The sequence below is a fragment of the Streptomyces sp. NPDC059906 genome, assembly GCF_042730645.1.
Taxonomy (GTDB): Bacteria; Actinomycetota; Actinomycetes; order Streptomycetales; family Streptomycetaceae; genus Streptomyces; species Streptomyces rubrogriseus.
On record NZ_JBHWKU010000004.1, the window covers coordinates 1 to 14,331 of the forward strand.

Annotated in this window: 13 protein-coding genes; 9 read left to right on the forward strand and 4 right to left on the reverse strand. The window is 69.4% G+C overall.

Going from position 1 to position 14,331, the window contains the following annotated elements:
* Positions 1-46: 46 nt before the first annotated feature.
* Both ACFV9J_RS07710 and ACFV9J_RS07715 read right to left on the reverse strand, forming a co-directional pair.
* Positions 47-1,594: a hypothetical protein gene (locus ACFV9J_RS07710; RefSeq protein ID WP_385351369.1), complete on the reverse strand. Its 1,548-nt coding sequence runs from the start codon at positions 1,592-1,594 to the stop codon at positions 47-49.
* 113 nt (positions 1,595-1,707) lie between these two features.
* The gene (locus ACFV9J_RS07715; RefSeq protein ID WP_385351372.1) at positions 1,708-1,917 is read right to left on the reverse strand and encodes a hypothetical protein; all 210 of its coding nucleotides are present in this window, start codon (positions 1,915-1,917) and stop codon (positions 1,708-1,710) included.
* Between the two features lie 132 nt (positions 1,918-2,049).
* On the opposite strand from ACFV9J_RS07715, the gene ACFV9J_RS07720 reads away from it, so the two are divergent.
* The gene (locus tag ACFV9J_RS07720; RefSeq protein ID WP_016326033.1) at positions 2,050-3,024 is read left to right on the forward strand and encodes a carbohydrate kinase family protein; all 975 of its coding nucleotides are present in this window, start codon (positions 2,050-2,052) and stop codon (positions 3,022-3,024) included.
* 95 nt (positions 3,025-3,119) lie between these two features.
* Here ACFV9J_RS07720 and ACFV9J_RS07725 read toward each other — a convergent pair whose 3' ends face one another.
* Positions 3,120-4,502: a cysteine desulfurase/sulfurtransferase TusA family protein gene (locus ACFV9J_RS07725; RefSeq protein WP_385351376.1), complete on the reverse strand. Its 1,383-nt coding sequence runs from the start codon at positions 4,500-4,502 to the stop codon at positions 3,120-3,122.
* Between the two features lie 302 nt (positions 4,503-4,804).
* Here ACFV9J_RS07725 and coxB point away from each other — a divergent pair, with 302 nt between their 5' ends.
* From coxB to ACFV9J_RS07745, 4 genes are all read left to right on the forward strand, one after another.
* Positions 4,805-5,764: a cytochrome c oxidase subunit II gene (coxB, locus tag ACFV9J_RS07730; RefSeq protein ID WP_271158602.1), complete on the forward strand. Its 960-nt coding sequence runs from the start codon at positions 4,805-4,807 to the stop codon at positions 5,762-5,764.
* Complete coding sequence (gene ctaD / locus ACFV9J_RS07735; protein ID WP_385351380.1) at positions 5,761-7,497, forward strand: cytochrome c oxidase subunit I; 1,737 nt, start codon at positions 5,761-5,763, stop codon at positions 7,495-7,497. The genes coxB and ctaD overlap by 4 nt, the downstream gene beginning before the upstream one ends.
* Positions 7,494-7,892 carry a cytochrome c oxidase subunit 4 gene (locus ACFV9J_RS07740; RefSeq protein ID WP_385351383.1) on the forward strand — a complete coding sequence of 133 codons (399 nt, stop codon included), beginning with the start codon at positions 7,494-7,496 and terminating at the stop codon, positions 7,890-7,892. Before ctaD ends, ACFV9J_RS07740 begins: the two co-directional genes overlap by 4 nt.
* A gap of 147 nt (positions 7,893-8,039) precedes the next feature.
* On the forward strand, positions 8,040-9,314 hold the full coding sequence (locus ACFV9J_RS07745; RefSeq protein WP_385351385.1) for an Ig-like domain-containing protein: 1,275 nt from the start codon (positions 8,040-8,042) through the stop codon (positions 9,312-9,314).
* Positions 9,315-9,402: 88 nt separating this feature from the next.
* Here ACFV9J_RS07745 and ACFV9J_RS07750 read toward each other — a convergent pair whose 3' ends face one another.
* Positions 9,403-9,804, reverse strand: coding sequence for a hypothetical protein (locus tag ACFV9J_RS07750; protein WP_109031780.1), 402 nt, complete (start codon positions 9,802-9,804; stop codon positions 9,403-9,405).
* A 198-nt stretch (positions 9,805-10,002) separates the two neighbouring features.
* On the opposite strand from ACFV9J_RS07750, the gene ACFV9J_RS07755 reads away from it, so the two are divergent.
* From ACFV9J_RS07755 to ACFV9J_RS07770, 4 genes are all read left to right on the forward strand, one after another.
* A complete protein-coding gene (locus tag ACFV9J_RS07755) occupies positions 10,003-10,623 on the forward strand; it encodes a heme-copper oxidase subunit III (protein WP_385351388.1) in 621 nt (206 codons plus the stop codon).
* A gap of 74 nt (positions 10,624-10,697) precedes the next feature.
* Positions 10,698-11,507, forward strand: a complete 810-nt coding sequence (locus ACFV9J_RS07760) for a c-type cytochrome (RefSeq protein WP_003976665.1) — start codon at positions 10,698-10,700, stop codon at positions 11,505-11,507.
* On the forward strand, positions 11,504-12,565 hold the full coding sequence (locus ACFV9J_RS07765; protein ID WP_385351393.1) for a Rieske 2Fe-2S domain-containing protein: 1,062 nt from the start codon (positions 11,504-11,506) through the stop codon (positions 12,563-12,565). Before ACFV9J_RS07760 ends, ACFV9J_RS07765 begins: the two co-directional genes overlap by 4 nt.
* Complete coding sequence (locus ACFV9J_RS07770) at positions 12,562-14,199, forward strand: cytochrome bc complex cytochrome b subunit (RefSeq protein ID WP_385351396.1); 1,638 nt, start codon at positions 12,562-12,564, stop codon at positions 14,197-14,199. Before ACFV9J_RS07765 ends, ACFV9J_RS07770 begins: the two co-directional genes overlap by 4 nt.
* The last annotated feature ends 132 nt before the right edge of the window (positions 14,200-14,331 follow it).

The window sequence follows — 14,331 nt, forward strand, 5'->3', positions numbered from 1 at the left end:
GTCCATCCCCGGGCCGCCGCCCTTCTGCTCTGTCACGTCGTGGGTGTCACCGGCCCCCGGACGGGGCCGGCAGCCGCGCGCCCGGCTTGTGCACCGGGACGTCCTCGCCGTCCGAGCCGACGACCGTCCGGTCGCCGAGCGGCTCGTCGAGCGGCACCGTCCGCTCGTACTCCTTGGCGATCAGGATGCAGACCCGGTCCGGATGCGGGGTCTCGGTCACCGTGACGGTCACCTTCCCGTCGCTCTCCTTCGCCTTCGCCTTCGCGTCGTAGTCGGAGCACACTCCGCCCGTGAAGTGCACGGTCAGCTCGCCGTCGGCGGCCGTGTAGCCGCTCACGCGGACGTCCCGCGGCTCCCCGGGCCCGGCGGTCGGCTCGTCCGGGGCCGACGGGGAGGTGGGCGGCGTGGCGGGGGACGCCGTGGTCAGGAACCTCGGCTCGACCGCGGGATAGGTGACCGTCACCGTGTCCCGCGCCCCCGGCGCCCGCACCTCGAACAGCCAGGACGGCACCAGCGTCTGCTGCCCCCGCACCGGATGCGCGGCCAGCCCGAACACCGCGTCCTCGACCGTGGCGGTCTGCCTCTTCTCCGCCCCGGGCTGCTCCGGAGTGCCGGTCGGCGGCCCGCAGGGCGTGTCCGCCCCGTCCTGGTGCGGTACGGGACTCGCGCAGCCGCCGATGCCCCCGGCACCACCGGCGTCCGCCCCGGACCCGGCACCCGGCGCGTTCAGCAGCGCCAGCGTCTCCTGCGCGTTCAGGACGGGGTACGTGTCCCCCTTGACCGGTGCCTTCAGCCGGCCGCTGCCGCCGACCACCTCGCCCTGCCCCCCGACGACGATCCCCGTCGTCCAGCCGTACGAGGGCAGCCCGCCCACCTCGGGTTCCGCGTTCACGGCCCGTCCGGCGCCCACCACCTGGCTCGCGTCGAGCTTGGCGTCGTCCTGGCCCAGCGCCTTCAGCACCGGTGCCGCCGCCTTCTTCGCGGCCGCCTCGCCCACCGGGTTCCCGTCGGCGGAGGGGACCTTGCAGACCGGCCCCTTCTTGCAGTTGTCGGTGCCGGGCGTGTAGCGGTGGAAGGTCCAGGTGCCCGGCGCCCGACGGCTCACCGTGAGCAGCGGCCCGGAACCGTCCCCGTCGTTGCCGGCCTTCCACGCCTCGCCCTGGGTGCGGGGCGCGCCCTCGACGCCCAGCGCCTCGGCGAGGCGGGCCACCTCGGCCTCGGTGACCTCGCCCTTCGCCCGGTACACGGGCGCCGAGCCGGGGCCCTCGGGGAGCGGCCCGTCGGCGCGGTAGGTGACGCCGTACGGGTCGGGCTCGCCCGGCGCGATGCCGTTCGAGCCGCCCTCCGGGGACGACGCCCCGTGGTCGTCGAGGGGGAGCGGCGGGGGAGTGTCGTCGCCCGGGGCCCCGGACGCCGTACCGCCGTCCGCGTCGTCCCCGGTGGCGGAGGTGGCCAGGTAGGCGCCGCCGCCCCCCAGCAGCAGCACGGCGGCGGCGACCGACGCGACCGCGACCGCCCCGGGGCGCCGCCGCGCGGGACGCCCGCCGCCGGCCTCGTGGGCGGCGTCGTCGTTGTCGGGTCGCTCGGTGTTCACCGCATCGCTCCTTCGGCTGTTACTGGGGACAGCGATGGGACGCGGTGGGGCGGGATCCGGTTCCCGGTGACGGCGGGCGTCGCCCGAACGGCCGCGCGGCCGCCCGGCGGACCTCAGTCGCCGTAGTCGGACATCGCGTCCAGCAACCGGGCCGAGGCCGACGGCACCCGGACGCCGTGGATGAGGGCGAGCGGCACCGGCCGGACGGAGGCGCCGACGGGCGCCGACCAGCGCGGAGTCATCCGGGCGCAGTCACCGCGCAGCGACGCCAGGTCGCCGTCCAGGTCGGCCGGGGCGGGGTCGACGGTCCTCAGGTTCGTCATAACAGAACCGTAGGCACGTCCCGTGCCGCGAAGAAAGTTGTACTACCGGGTAGTTTCGCCTGCTTCAGCCTGGCGGCGGCGCCGGGTAGCGTGAACCGTCAACCCGCCTCCCCGCAGGAGAGAGTCCACGCCGTGCGCATCGCAGTCACCGGCTCCATCGCCACCGACCACCTCATGACCTTCCCCGGCCGCTTCTCGGACCAGCTCGTCGCGGACCAGCTGCACACGGTCTCGCTCTCCTTCCTGGTCGACCAGCTGGACGTACGCCGGGGCGGCGTAGCCGCGAACATCGCCTTCGGCATGGGTCAGCTCGGCACCCGTCCGGTCCTGGTCGGCGCGGCCGGCTCGGACTTCGACGAGTACCGGGCCTGGCTCGACCGGCACGGCGTCGACACCGACTCGGTCCGTATCTCCGAGACCCTGCACACCGCCCGCTTCGTCTGCACCACCGACGCCGACCACAACCAGATCGGCTCCTTCTACACGGGCGCGATGAGCGAGGCCCGCCTCATCGAGCTGAAGACCGTCGCCGACCGGGTGGGCGGCCTGGACCTGGTCTCCATCGGCGCGGACGACCCGGAGGCGATGCTCCGGCACACCGAGGAGTGCCGTGCCCGGTCCATCCCCTTCGCCGCCGACTTCTCCCAGCAGATCGCCCGGATGAACGGCGACGAGATCCGGATACTGCTGGACGGGGCGACCTACCTCTTCTCCAACGAGTACGAGAAGGGGCTCATCGAGACCAAGACCGGCTGGAGCGACGCCGAGATCCTCGACCGGGTCGGCCACCGCGTCACCACCCTCGGTGCGCGGGGCGTGCGCATCGAGCGGGCAGGCGGCGAGACCATCGAGGTCGGCGTCCCCGACGAGGAGCGCAAGGCCGACCCCACGGGCGTCGGCGACGCCTTCCGCGCGGGGTTCCTGTCGGGACTGGCGTGGGGGGTCTCGCTGGAGCGGGCCGCGCAGGTCGGGTGCATGCTGGCGACCCTCGTCATCGAGACGGTCGGTACGCAGGAGTACCAGTTGCGGCGCGGGCACTTCATGGAGCGGTTCACGAAGGCGTACGGGGACGAGGCCGCGGGGGAGGTTCAGGCGCACCTGGGCTGAAACCGGGGGCGACTACGGGGGAGCCCCTTGACGTGCGGTGTCGTGTGCGGGTGCGTTGGGGTTTGTCGCGCAGTTCCCCGCGCCCCTCAGGGGCGTCAGCTGACCCGGCGGACCAAGTACGCGCTTCCCTTGTCCGCCTTTTCCTCGCCCACGTACTCCTGGCCCCGCATTTCGCACCACGCCGGGATGTCCAGGCGGGCGGCCTCGTCGTCGGAGAGGACGCGGACGATGCCGCCGACGGGGACGTCGCCGATGACCTTGGCCAGTTCGATCACCGGAATGGGGCAGCGCCGGCCCAGCGCGTCCACGACGAGGTCGGGGCCGGCCGCGCGGACGTTCTCCGTCGCGGCCGGCGCCCCCAGCTTCTCGCGCACCGCGGCCACCGTGCCCGGCAGCACCTCCAGGAACCGCTCGACGTCCTCGGCGGCCGTGCCCGGCGGCAGCGACACCCGGACGTTGCCCTCGGTGAGCACGCCCATCGCCTTCAGGACGTGGCTCGGTGTCAGCGTGCTGCTGGTGCAGGACGAACCGGACGACACGGAGAAACCGGCGCGGTCCAGCTCGTGCAGCAGGGTCTCCCCGTCGACATAGAGACACGAGAAGGTGACGATCCCGGGCAGCCGCCGCGAGGGATCGCCGACCACCTCCACGTCCGGCACCAGACCCGGCACCCGAGTCCGGATCCGCTCCGTCAGCTCCCGCAGCCGCGCCGCCTCCGCCGCCGCCTCGGCCCGCACCGCCCGCAGCGACGCCGCGGCGGCCACGATCGCCGGCAGGTTCTCGAAGCCGGGTGCCCGCCCCGACTCCCGCTCGTCGCCGGGCCCTTGGGGCGCGAACCGGACACCCTTGCGTACGGCGAGCAGTCCCACCCCCGAGGGTCCGCCCCACTTGTGGGCGCTGCCCGTCAGCAACGACCAGTCGCCCTCGACCCGGCCCCAGCCCAGCGACTGGGCCGCGTCCACCAGCAGCGGCACACCGGCGGCCCGGCAGGCCTCCGCCACCCGGGACACCGGCTGCTCGGTGCCCACCTCGTGGTTGGCCGACTGGAGACAGGCCAGCGCCGTGTCCTCGCCCAGGGCCGCCGCGTACGCCGCCGGATCCACCGCGCCCGCCCGGTCGACCGGTACCTGCGTGACACTCCCGCCGCGGGCCTCGTGCGCCTCGGCCGCGTGCAGTACGGAGGAGTGTTCGACCGCTGACACGATCAGGTGCGATCCGACGCGCCGGCGCCCGGCCAGCGCCCCCGCCACCCCCGAATGCACCGCCCGCGTCCCCGAAGGAGTGAACACCAACTCGTCCGGCCGGCACCCCACACACTCGGCCGTCGCCTCCCGGGCGGCATCGAGCAGCAACCGCGCCCGCCGCCCCTCCCGGTACAACCGAGCAGGATCGGCCCACCCCTCGTCAAGAGACGCCAACAGCGCCTGTCGCGCGACGGGATGAAGGGGAGCGGCGGAAGCAGCGTCGAAGTAAGCCACACGCCAACGCTATGACGTCCGGTGAGGAAGCGCCCCAAAGGGGCGCGGGGAACGGCGCGACAAGCCACGACGAACCGTCAGCCGCCGAACAACCCCCGCCCCCACCTCCGTAGGCACCCCATCCCACCCTTAAAGAGTGACCCCCGGCGCGTATGCCACCCTCCCCGCGACCCCCCGGAGGGCGTCGGCTAGGGTTTGGTCCGCATAAACATCAAACCCCTGCCCGACGCAGGGCGGCGACCGACCAGCGAGAAGGCAGGCCGCAGCCAACCGCGCGGGCGAGACTCTCGGGAAGGCGCTACGTGAGTCCCAACGGCTCCGACCGCTCGCCGCGGCGCCCGATGCGGCGGAAGCTGCTGCAGGCACTGACCGCGGGCCTGGTCCTGGCGACCGCCACCGGTTGCACATACGAGGACTTCCCCCGCCTCGGCATGCCCACCCCCACCACGGAAGAGGCTCCGCGGATCCTCTCCCTGTGGCAGGGCTCATGGGCAGCCGCGCTGGCCACCGGCGTGCTGGTGTGGGGCCTGATCCTGTGGAGTGTCTTCTTCCACCGGCGCAGCCGCACCAAGGTCGAGGTCCCTCCGCAGACCAGGTACAACCTGCCCATCGAGGCGCTGTACACCATGGTTCCGCTCGTCATCGTCTCGGTGCTGTTCTACTTCACCGCGCGTGACGAGTCCGATCTCATGAGCCTCAACAAGAAGCCCGACCTCACGGTCAACGTGGTCGGCTTCCAGTGGAGCTGGTGCTTCAACCACATCGAGGACGTCCCGGGCTCCACCGGCGACGCCAAGACCTCCAAGGAACTGGCCGGCATCCCGGACCGGTTCATCGAGGACTTCCCGGCCGACGCCGGCGGTGTCTACGACTGCGGTACCCCCGGTACGGAGAACCCGCAGACCGGCAACCCCGGCCCGACCCTCTGGCTCCCCAAGGGCAAGACGGTCCGCTTCGTCCTGACCTCGCGTGACGTCATCCACTCCTTCTGGGTGGTGCCGTTCCTCATGAAGCAGGACGTGATTCCGGGCCACACCAACGCCTTCGAGGTGACCCCCAACAAGGAGGGGACCTTCCTGGGCAAGTGCGCCGAACTGTGCGGCGTGGACCACTCCCGGATGCTGTTCAACGTCAAGGTCGTCTCCCCGGAGCGCTACGAGCAGCACCTCCAGGACCTCGCGAAGAAGGGGCAGACCGGTTACGTTCCCGCGGGCATCGCTCAGACGAGCCACGAGAAGAACCGGGAGACGAACAACCTGTGAGCATCCTCAACGAACCCCAGGGTGCCTCGGCAGCGGAGGACTCGTACGAGAACGAGCTGCCGGCACGGCGCAAGCAGCCCGGCAACGTGGTCATCAAGTGGTTGACGACCACGGACCACAAGACCATCGGCACGCTGTATCTGGTGACGTCGTTCGCGTTCTTCGTGATCGGCGGCGTCATGGCGCTCTTCATGCGCGCCGAGCTGGCTCGACCCGGTCTGCAGATCATGTCGAACGAGCAGTTCAACCAGGCGTTCACGATGCACGGCACGATCATGCTGCTGATGTTCGCGACGCCGCTGTTCGCGGGCTTCACGAACTGGATCATGCCGCTGCAGATCGGCGCGCCCGACGTGGCGTTCCCCCGGCTGAACATGTTCGCCTACTGGCTGTACCTGTTCGGCTCGACCATCGCGGTGGGCGGGTTCCTGACCCCGCAGGGCGCGGCCGACTTCGGCTGGTTCGCCTACTCGCCGCTGTCCGACGCGGTGCACTCGCCCGGCATCGGCGGTGACCTGTGGATCATGGGTCTGGCCTTCTCCGGCTTCGGCACCATCCTCGGCTCGGTCAACTTCATCACCACGATCATCTGCATGCGCGCGCCGGGCATGACCATGTTCCGCATGCCGATCTTCACCTGGAACGTGCTGCTGACCGCGGTGCTGGTCCTGCTGGCCTTCCCGGTGCTGGCCGCGGCCCTGTTCGCGCTGGAGGCCGACCGCAAGTTCGGTGCCCACATCTTCGACGCGTCCAACGGCGGAGCCTTGTTGTGGCAACACCTGTTCTGGTTCTTCGGGCATCCAGAGGTGTACATCATCGCGCTGCCGTTCTTCGGCATCGTCAGTGAGATCATCCCGGTCTTCTCCCGCAAGCCGATGTTCGGCTACATGGGTCTGATCGGCGCGACGATCGCGATCGCGGGCCTGTCGGTGACGGTGTGGGCCCACCACATGTACGTCACGGGCGGCGTGCTATTGCCGTTCTTCTCCTTCATGACCTTCCTGATCGCGGTCCCGACCGGTGTGAAGTTCTTCAACTGGCTGGGCACCATGTGGAAGGGCTCGTTGTCCTTCGAGACACCGATGCTCTGGTCCGTCGGCTTCCTGATCACCTTCCTCTTCGGTGGTCTGACCGGCGTCATCCTCGCCTCGCCGCCGCTGGACTTCCACGTCTCGGACTCGTACTTCGTGGTGGCGCACTTCCACTACGTGGTCTTCGGCACCGTGGTGTTCGCGATGTTCGCCGGCTTCCACTTCTGGTGGCCGAAGTTCACCGGCAAGATGCTGGACGAGCGCCTGGGCAAGATCACCTTCTGGACGCTGTTCGTCGGCTTCCACGGCACGTTCCTGGTCCAGCACTGGCTGGGCGCCGAGGGCATGCCGCGCCGCTACGCCGACTACCTGGCAGCCGACGGCTTCACCGCCCTGAACACGATCTCGTCGATCAGCTCGTTCCTGCTCGGTATGTCGATACTGCCGTTCTTCTACAACATCTGGAAGACCGCCAAGTACGGCAAGAAGATCGAGGTGGACGACCCGTGGGGCTACGGCCGTTCGCTGGAGTGGGCGACCTCCTGCCCGCCGCCGCGGCACAACTTCCTCACGCTGCCGCGCATCCGCAGTGAATCGCCCGCCTTCGACCTCCACCACCCCGAGATCTCCGCGATCGACCAGCTGGAGAACGTCGGCCACGGTGAGAAGGCCCTCGCCGGCGGCAAGGAGGCCGGGAAGTGAAGATCCAGGGCAAGCTCTTCATCTGGCTGAGCGTCTTCATCCTCGCCGTGGCGGTCGTCTACGGCTACTGGTCCAAGGAGCCGGCCGGCACCACGGCGCTCTTCCTGGCCTTCGGCCTGGCCATCATGATCGGCTTCTACCTCGCCTTCACGGCGCGGCGGGTCGACGTCGGTGCGCAGGACAACCTGGAGGCGGACGTCGCGGACGACGCCGGCGAGGTCGGCTTCTTCAGCCCGCACAGCTGGCAGCCGCTGGCGCTCGGTTTCGGCGGCGCGCTCGCCTTCCTGAGCATCGCCGTCGGCTGGTGGATCATGTACTTCTCGGCACCGGTGATCCTGGTCGGCCTGTTCGGCTGGGTCTTCGAGTACTACCGCGGTGAGAACCGCACCCAGTAGCACGCGGACCCAGTAGCACGCGTCGAGCACGAAGGGGCCCGGACACTCCGTCAGGAGCGTCCGGGCCCCTTCGTCTGGCCGTACGGCCTCTCACCCTTCCGGCTTACCCACCGCGCCGCCGTTGACGTCTCTCCCTAGCGTGAGGCCATGAGCAACACGGCACACTTCCAGGCGCGGGGGCGTACGGTCGTCGGCTGCACCCTGCTGGTGATCGCCCTCGGCGCGAGCGGCACCGCCTGCCTCGGCGACGACGACAACCCGCTGTCCGCCACGCCCTACGACGCGGCCGGCCAGATCTCCTTCAACGGCCCCACGGACGCCGGGAAGAAGGCCGACCCGGACAAACCCCTGGAGGTGGTCGCCGAGGGCGCCGACGGGCGCATCACGGACGTCACAGCCGTGGACGCGACCGGACGCCACGTCGCGGGCGAGCTGTCCGCCGACGGCGCCCGCTGGCACAGCACCTCGCCGCTGGCGGCCAACGCCAGCTACACGGTGCGGGTCAGCACCGAGGACGGCGACGGCGCGCCCGGCCGCAAGGTGCTCACCTTCGAGACCGGCAAGCCCGGTGCGAAGAAGACCCTGGACGTCACCTTCGGGCCCAAGGCGGGCGCGTACGGCGTCGGTCAGCCCGTCACGGCCGAGCTGAGCCAGCCGGTCAAGGACCCGGCCCAGCGGGCCATAGTGGAGCGCGCCCTGAAGGTCGACTCCACCCCCGCGGTGCGGGGCGCCTGGTACTGGGTGGACGACAAGAAGCTCCACTACCGGCCCCAGGAGTACTGGCCCGCCCACGCCACCATCGAGGTCCGCAGCACCCTGGACGGCATCAAGATCGGCGACCGGATGTGGGGCGGCAAGGCCAAGCCCCTGAAGATCACCACGGACGACCGCGTGGTGGCCGTCACCGACGCCGCCGCGCACACGCTGACGGTCTTCAAGGACGGCGAGGCGATCCGGGAGATCCCGGTCACCACCGGCAAGCCCGGCTTCGAGACCCGCAACGGCGTCAAGGTCGTGCTCGGCAAGGAATCCTTCGTACGCATGCGCAGCAGCACCGTCGGCATCGCCGAGGGCTCCTCGGAGTCGTACGACCTGCCGGTCTACTGGGCCACCCGGGTGACCTGGAGCGGCGAGTACGTGCACGCCGCCCCCTGGTCCGTCGGCTCCCAGGGCATCGCCAACGTCAGCCACGGCTGCGTCGGCATGAGCACCGACAGCGCGGAGTGGTTCTTCAAGAACGTCCAGGAGGGCGACCTCGTCGAGGTCGTCAACTCCGGCGGCGAAACGATGGAACCCTTCGGCAACGGCTTCGGCGACTGGAACATGGACTGGACCAAGTGGCGCACCGGCAGCGCCCTGACGGGCACCGGCAACGCGTCAAACAGCCAGGACACGGCACGTCTACGCCCGACGGTTGTGTGAGGCTCCCAGGGGCGCGGGGAACTGCGCGACAAGCCACGACGGCGCGGCACTCGCCATGAAACCCGTACCCCCGAGCTCCAAGGCGCCCCTAGACCCCCTGCAGCCTCTTCTCCCGCAGCAGCGCGGCCAGCGCCCCCGCGAACTCCACCGGCTCCACCGGCAACGTCACCGCCGCCTCCGCCCGGCTCCAGGTCGCCAGCCACGCGTCCTGCGGCCGCGCGATGAGCAGCAGCACCGGCGGGCACTGGAAGACCTCGTCCTTGATCTGGCGGCACATGCCCATGCCGCCCATGGGCACGGCCTCGCCGTCCAGCACGCAGACGTCGATCCCGCCCCGGTCCAGCTCCTTGAGCACGGCGGCCGGGGTGGCGCACTCCACGAACTCGACCACGGGCACGTCCGGAGCCGGCCGGCGGCCGGTCGCGAGCCGCACCTGTTCGCGGGTGTTGGAGTCGTCGCTGTAGACCAGCACCGTGGCGGTCGCCTGCATGCTTCCTCCGATACGCGGTGAGACCGGTGAAGGCTGTCGTAGCCCGTTGGGGCGGATGCTACTCCCTCGAACGTCCCGTCAGCACTGGTTCGGACAGGGCTTCGACGGGCCGTTCGATGGGCCATCCGGGCCGTACAAGCAGGGGGAACACACCGAACGGCACCCCCCGGGGTGAGGGCGGGATAAGCGACCGACATAATGTCGGTCGTGGCGACAGCAACGACAGTAGAAACCGGGCACGCGCACCCGTCGGTCAACCGGCCGAACCTCACCAGCGTCGGAACCATCATCTGGTTGAGTTCCGAGCTGATGTTCTTCGCGGCCCTCTTCGCGATGTACTTCACCCTGCGATCGGTGACCGGCCCGGACTTCTGGTCCGAGAAGGCCGACGCGCTGAACATCCCGTTCTCCGCGACGAACACCACGATCCTGGTGCTCTCCTCCCTCACCTGCCAGCTCGGCGTGTTCGCGGCCGAGCGCGGTGACGTGAAGAAGCTCCGGATGTGGTTCATCGTCACCTTCGTGATGGGTGCGATCTTCATCGGCGGTCAGGTGTTCGAGTACACCGAGCTGGTCAAGCACGACGGCATCTCGCTGTCGTCCGACCCGTACGGCTCGGCGTTCTACCTGACCACCGGCTTCCACGGACTGCACGTGACGGGCGGACTGATCGCCTTCCTGTTTGTCCTCGGCCGCACCTACGCGGCCCGGAGGTTCACCCACGAGCAGGCGACCGCCGCCATCGTCGTGTCCTACTACTGGCACTTCGTCGATGTGGTCTGGATCGGCCTGTTCGCCACGATCTACCTGATCAAGTAGTCGCGGCGCGCACCCGCGCAACACCAGAAGCATCGACAGCATCGACGCAGAAGATCCTGACACCGGGGTAATCCGTGAAAAAGCTCTCCGCACGACGACGCCATCCGCTGGCGGCCCTCGTCGTCCTACTCCTCGCGCTGGCATGCACAGGGGGGCTGTACGCCGCGTTCGCACCCGCGAGCAAGGCGCAGGCCGATGAATCCGCCCAGTCCCTCGCCATCGACGAGGGCAAGAAGCTCTACGCCGTCGGCTGTGCCAGTTGCCACGGCACCGGAGGGCAGGGCACCAGCGACGGTCCGAGCCTGGTCGGCGTGGGCGCCGCGGCCGTCGACTTCCAGGTGGGCACCGGCCGCATGCCGGCCCAGCAGCCCGGCGCGCAGGTCCCGAAGAAGAAGGTCATCTACTCCCAGGCGGAGATCGACCAGCTCGCGGCCTACATCGCGTCGCTGGGTGCCGGTCCGGCGATCCCCTCGGAGGAGAAGTACGGCCCCGAGGGCGCGGACATCGCCAAGGGTGGTGAGCTGTTCCGCACCAACTGCGCGCAGTGCCACAACTTCACCGGCAAGGGCGGCGCCCTGACGCACGGCAAGTACGCGCCGAGCCTCGAGGGTGTCGACCCGAAGCACATCTACGAGGCCATGCAGACCGGCCCGCAGAACATGCCCTCCTTCCCCGACACCACGCTGTCGGAGCAGAACAAGAAGGACATCATCGCCTACCTGGACGCGGTCAACGGTGACGACACCGAGAGCCCCGGTGGTCTCAGCCTCGGCGGACTCGGCCCGGTCAGTGAGGGCCTGTTCGCCTGGGTGTTCGGACTGGGCGCGCTGATCGCCGTCGCCGTCTGGGTCGCCGCTCGGACCGCAAAGGCCAAGAAGTCATGAGTAGCCAAGACATTCCAGAAGAGAACCTGCCGGCAGAGCAGGACCGCCCGCACGGCGCGGCCGCCCGGCCCGCGGACGAGACCAACCCGTTCGCCGACCCGGGTCTGCCGCCCCACGAACCGCGGGTCCAGGACGTCGACGAGCGGGCCGCCAAGCGGTCCGAGCGCACGGTCGCCCTGCTGTTCACGCTGTCGATGCTGGCCACCGTCGCCTTCATCGCCGCCTTCGTGGCGATCGACGTCGACAAGTCGGTCTACATCTTCCCGCTCGGTCACATCAGTGCGCTGAACTTCGCGCTCGGCATGACGCTCGGCGTCGCGCTGTTCGCCATCGGCGCCGGCGCGGTCCACTGGGCCCGCACCCTGATGTCCGACGAGGAGGTCGCCGACGAGCGCCACCCGATCGCGGCGTCCCCCGAGGTCCGTGCCAAGGTCCACGCGGACTTCAAGCAGGGCGCCAAGGAGTCCGTGATCGGGCGCCGCAAGCTGATCCGCAACACGATGCTGGGCGCGCTCACCCTGGTGCCGCTCTCCGGCGTCGTCCTGCTGCGCGACCTCGGTCCGCTGCCCGGGACCAAGCTCCGCCACACCCTGTGGTCCAAGGGCAAGCTCCTCGTCAACATGAACACCAACGAGCCGCTGCGTCCCTCCGACGTCGCGGTGGGCTCGCTCACCTTCGCCATGCCCGAGGGCCTGGAGGAGCACGACGAGGACTTCCAGAACGAGATCGCCAAGGCCGCCCTGATGATCATCCGGCTGGAGCCGGACTCCATCAAGGACAAGCGCGAGCTCGAGTGGTCGCACGAGGGCATCGTGGCGTACTCGAAGATCTGCACCCACGTCGGTTGCCCGATCTCCCTGTACGAGCAGCAGACGCACCACGCGCTCTGCCCCTGCCACCAGTCCACCTTCGACCTTGCCGACGGTGCCCGGGTCATCTTCGGTCCCGCCGGTCACGCCCTGCCGCAGCTGCGCATCGGCGTGAACGACGAGGGTTACCTCGAAGCGCTCGGCGACTTCGAGGAGCCCGTCGGTCCTGCTTACTGGGAGCGCGGATGAGTACTGCAGCAAACGAACCGTCCCGCTCGCGCGGGAAGGCACCGGCCGGCGAGCGCGTCGCCGACTGGGCCGACGGCCGGCTGGGGATCTACTCCCTGGCCAAGGCCAACATGCGCAAGATCTTCCCCGACCACTGGTCGTTCATGCTGGGTGAGGTCTGCCTCTACAGCTTCATCATCATCATCCTCACGGGTGTGTACCTGACGCTGTTCTTCCACCCGTCGATGGCCGAGGTCGAGTACCACGGCTCGTACGTGCCGCTGCAGGGCCAGCTGATGAGTGAGGCCTACGCCTCCACGCTGGACATCAGCTTCGACGTCCGCGGCGGTCTGCTGATCCGGCAGATCCACCACTGGGCCGCGCTGATCTTCCTGGCCGGCATGTTCGTGCACATGATGCGCGTCTTCTTCACCGGCGCGTTCCGCAAGCCGCGCGAGGTCAACTGGCTGTTCGGCTTCCTGCTGCTCGTCCTCGGCATGTTCACCGGCTTCACCGGTTACTCGCTCCCGGACGACCTGCTCTCGGGCACCGGTATCCGCTTCATGGAGGGCGCGATCCTGTCCGTGCCGATCGTCGGCACGTACATCTCGTTCTTCCTGTTCGGCGGCGAGTTCCCCGGCCACGACTTCGTGTCCCGGTTCTACTCGATCCACATCCTGCTGCTGCCGGGCATCATGCTCGGGCTGCTGGTGGGCCACCTGATCCTGGTCTTCTACCACAAGCACACGCAGTTCGCGGGTCCCGGCAAGACCAACAAGAACGTCGTCGGCATGCCGCTGCTGCCGGTGTACACGGCGAAGGCCGGAGGCTTCTTCTTCCTGGTCTTCGGTGTGATCTCCATCGTGTCGGCCATCGCCACGATCAACCCGATCTGGGCCATCGGGCCCTACCGGCCCGACCAGGTCTCCACCGGCGCCCAGCCGGACTGGTACATGGGCTTCTCCGAGGGCCTGATCCGGGTGATGCCAGGCTGGGAGATCAACGCCTGGGGCCACACACTCGTCCTGGGCGTACTGATCCCGTTGATGATCTTCCCGCTGGTCCTGGCGGCGATCGCGGTCTATCCGTTCATCGAGTCCTGGGTCACCGGCGACAAGCGCGAGCACCACATCCTGGACCGCCCGCGCAACGCCCCGACCCGTACCGCCTTCGGTGTCGCCTGGCTGACCGTGTACTTCGTGCTGCTCATCGGTGGCGGCAACGACCTGTGGGCCACGCACTTCCACCTGTCGATCAACGCGATCACCTGGTTCGTCCGCATCGCGTTCTTCGTCGGACCGGTCGTCGCCTTCATCGCCACCAAGCGGATCTGCCTGGGCCTCCAGCGCCGGGACAAGGACAAGGTGCTGCACGGTCGCGAGTCCGGCATCATCAAGCGCCTGCCGCACGGTGAGTTCATCGAGGTGCACGAGCCGCTCAGCCAGGAGCAGCTGCACACGCTCACGGCGCACGAGCAGTACGCGCCGGCCGAGATCGGCCCGACGGTCGACGAGAACGGCGTCGAGCGCAAGGTGAGCGGCACGCAGAAGCTCCGTGCCAAGCTCAGCGAGTCGTACTACGGCGAGGAGTCGCAGATTCCGAAGCCGACCGTCGAGGAGTACAAGGAGATCACGAGCGGCCACGGCCACCACTGACCCTCCGGCGTCGCCACACCACGGTCGAAGGGCCCCGTTCCGTTCTGCGGACGGGGCCCTTCGCCGTGTCCGGGGCTGGATAGGGTGGGAGCACGATTCCCGTCGACGATCCCCGTCGACGACACACACGAT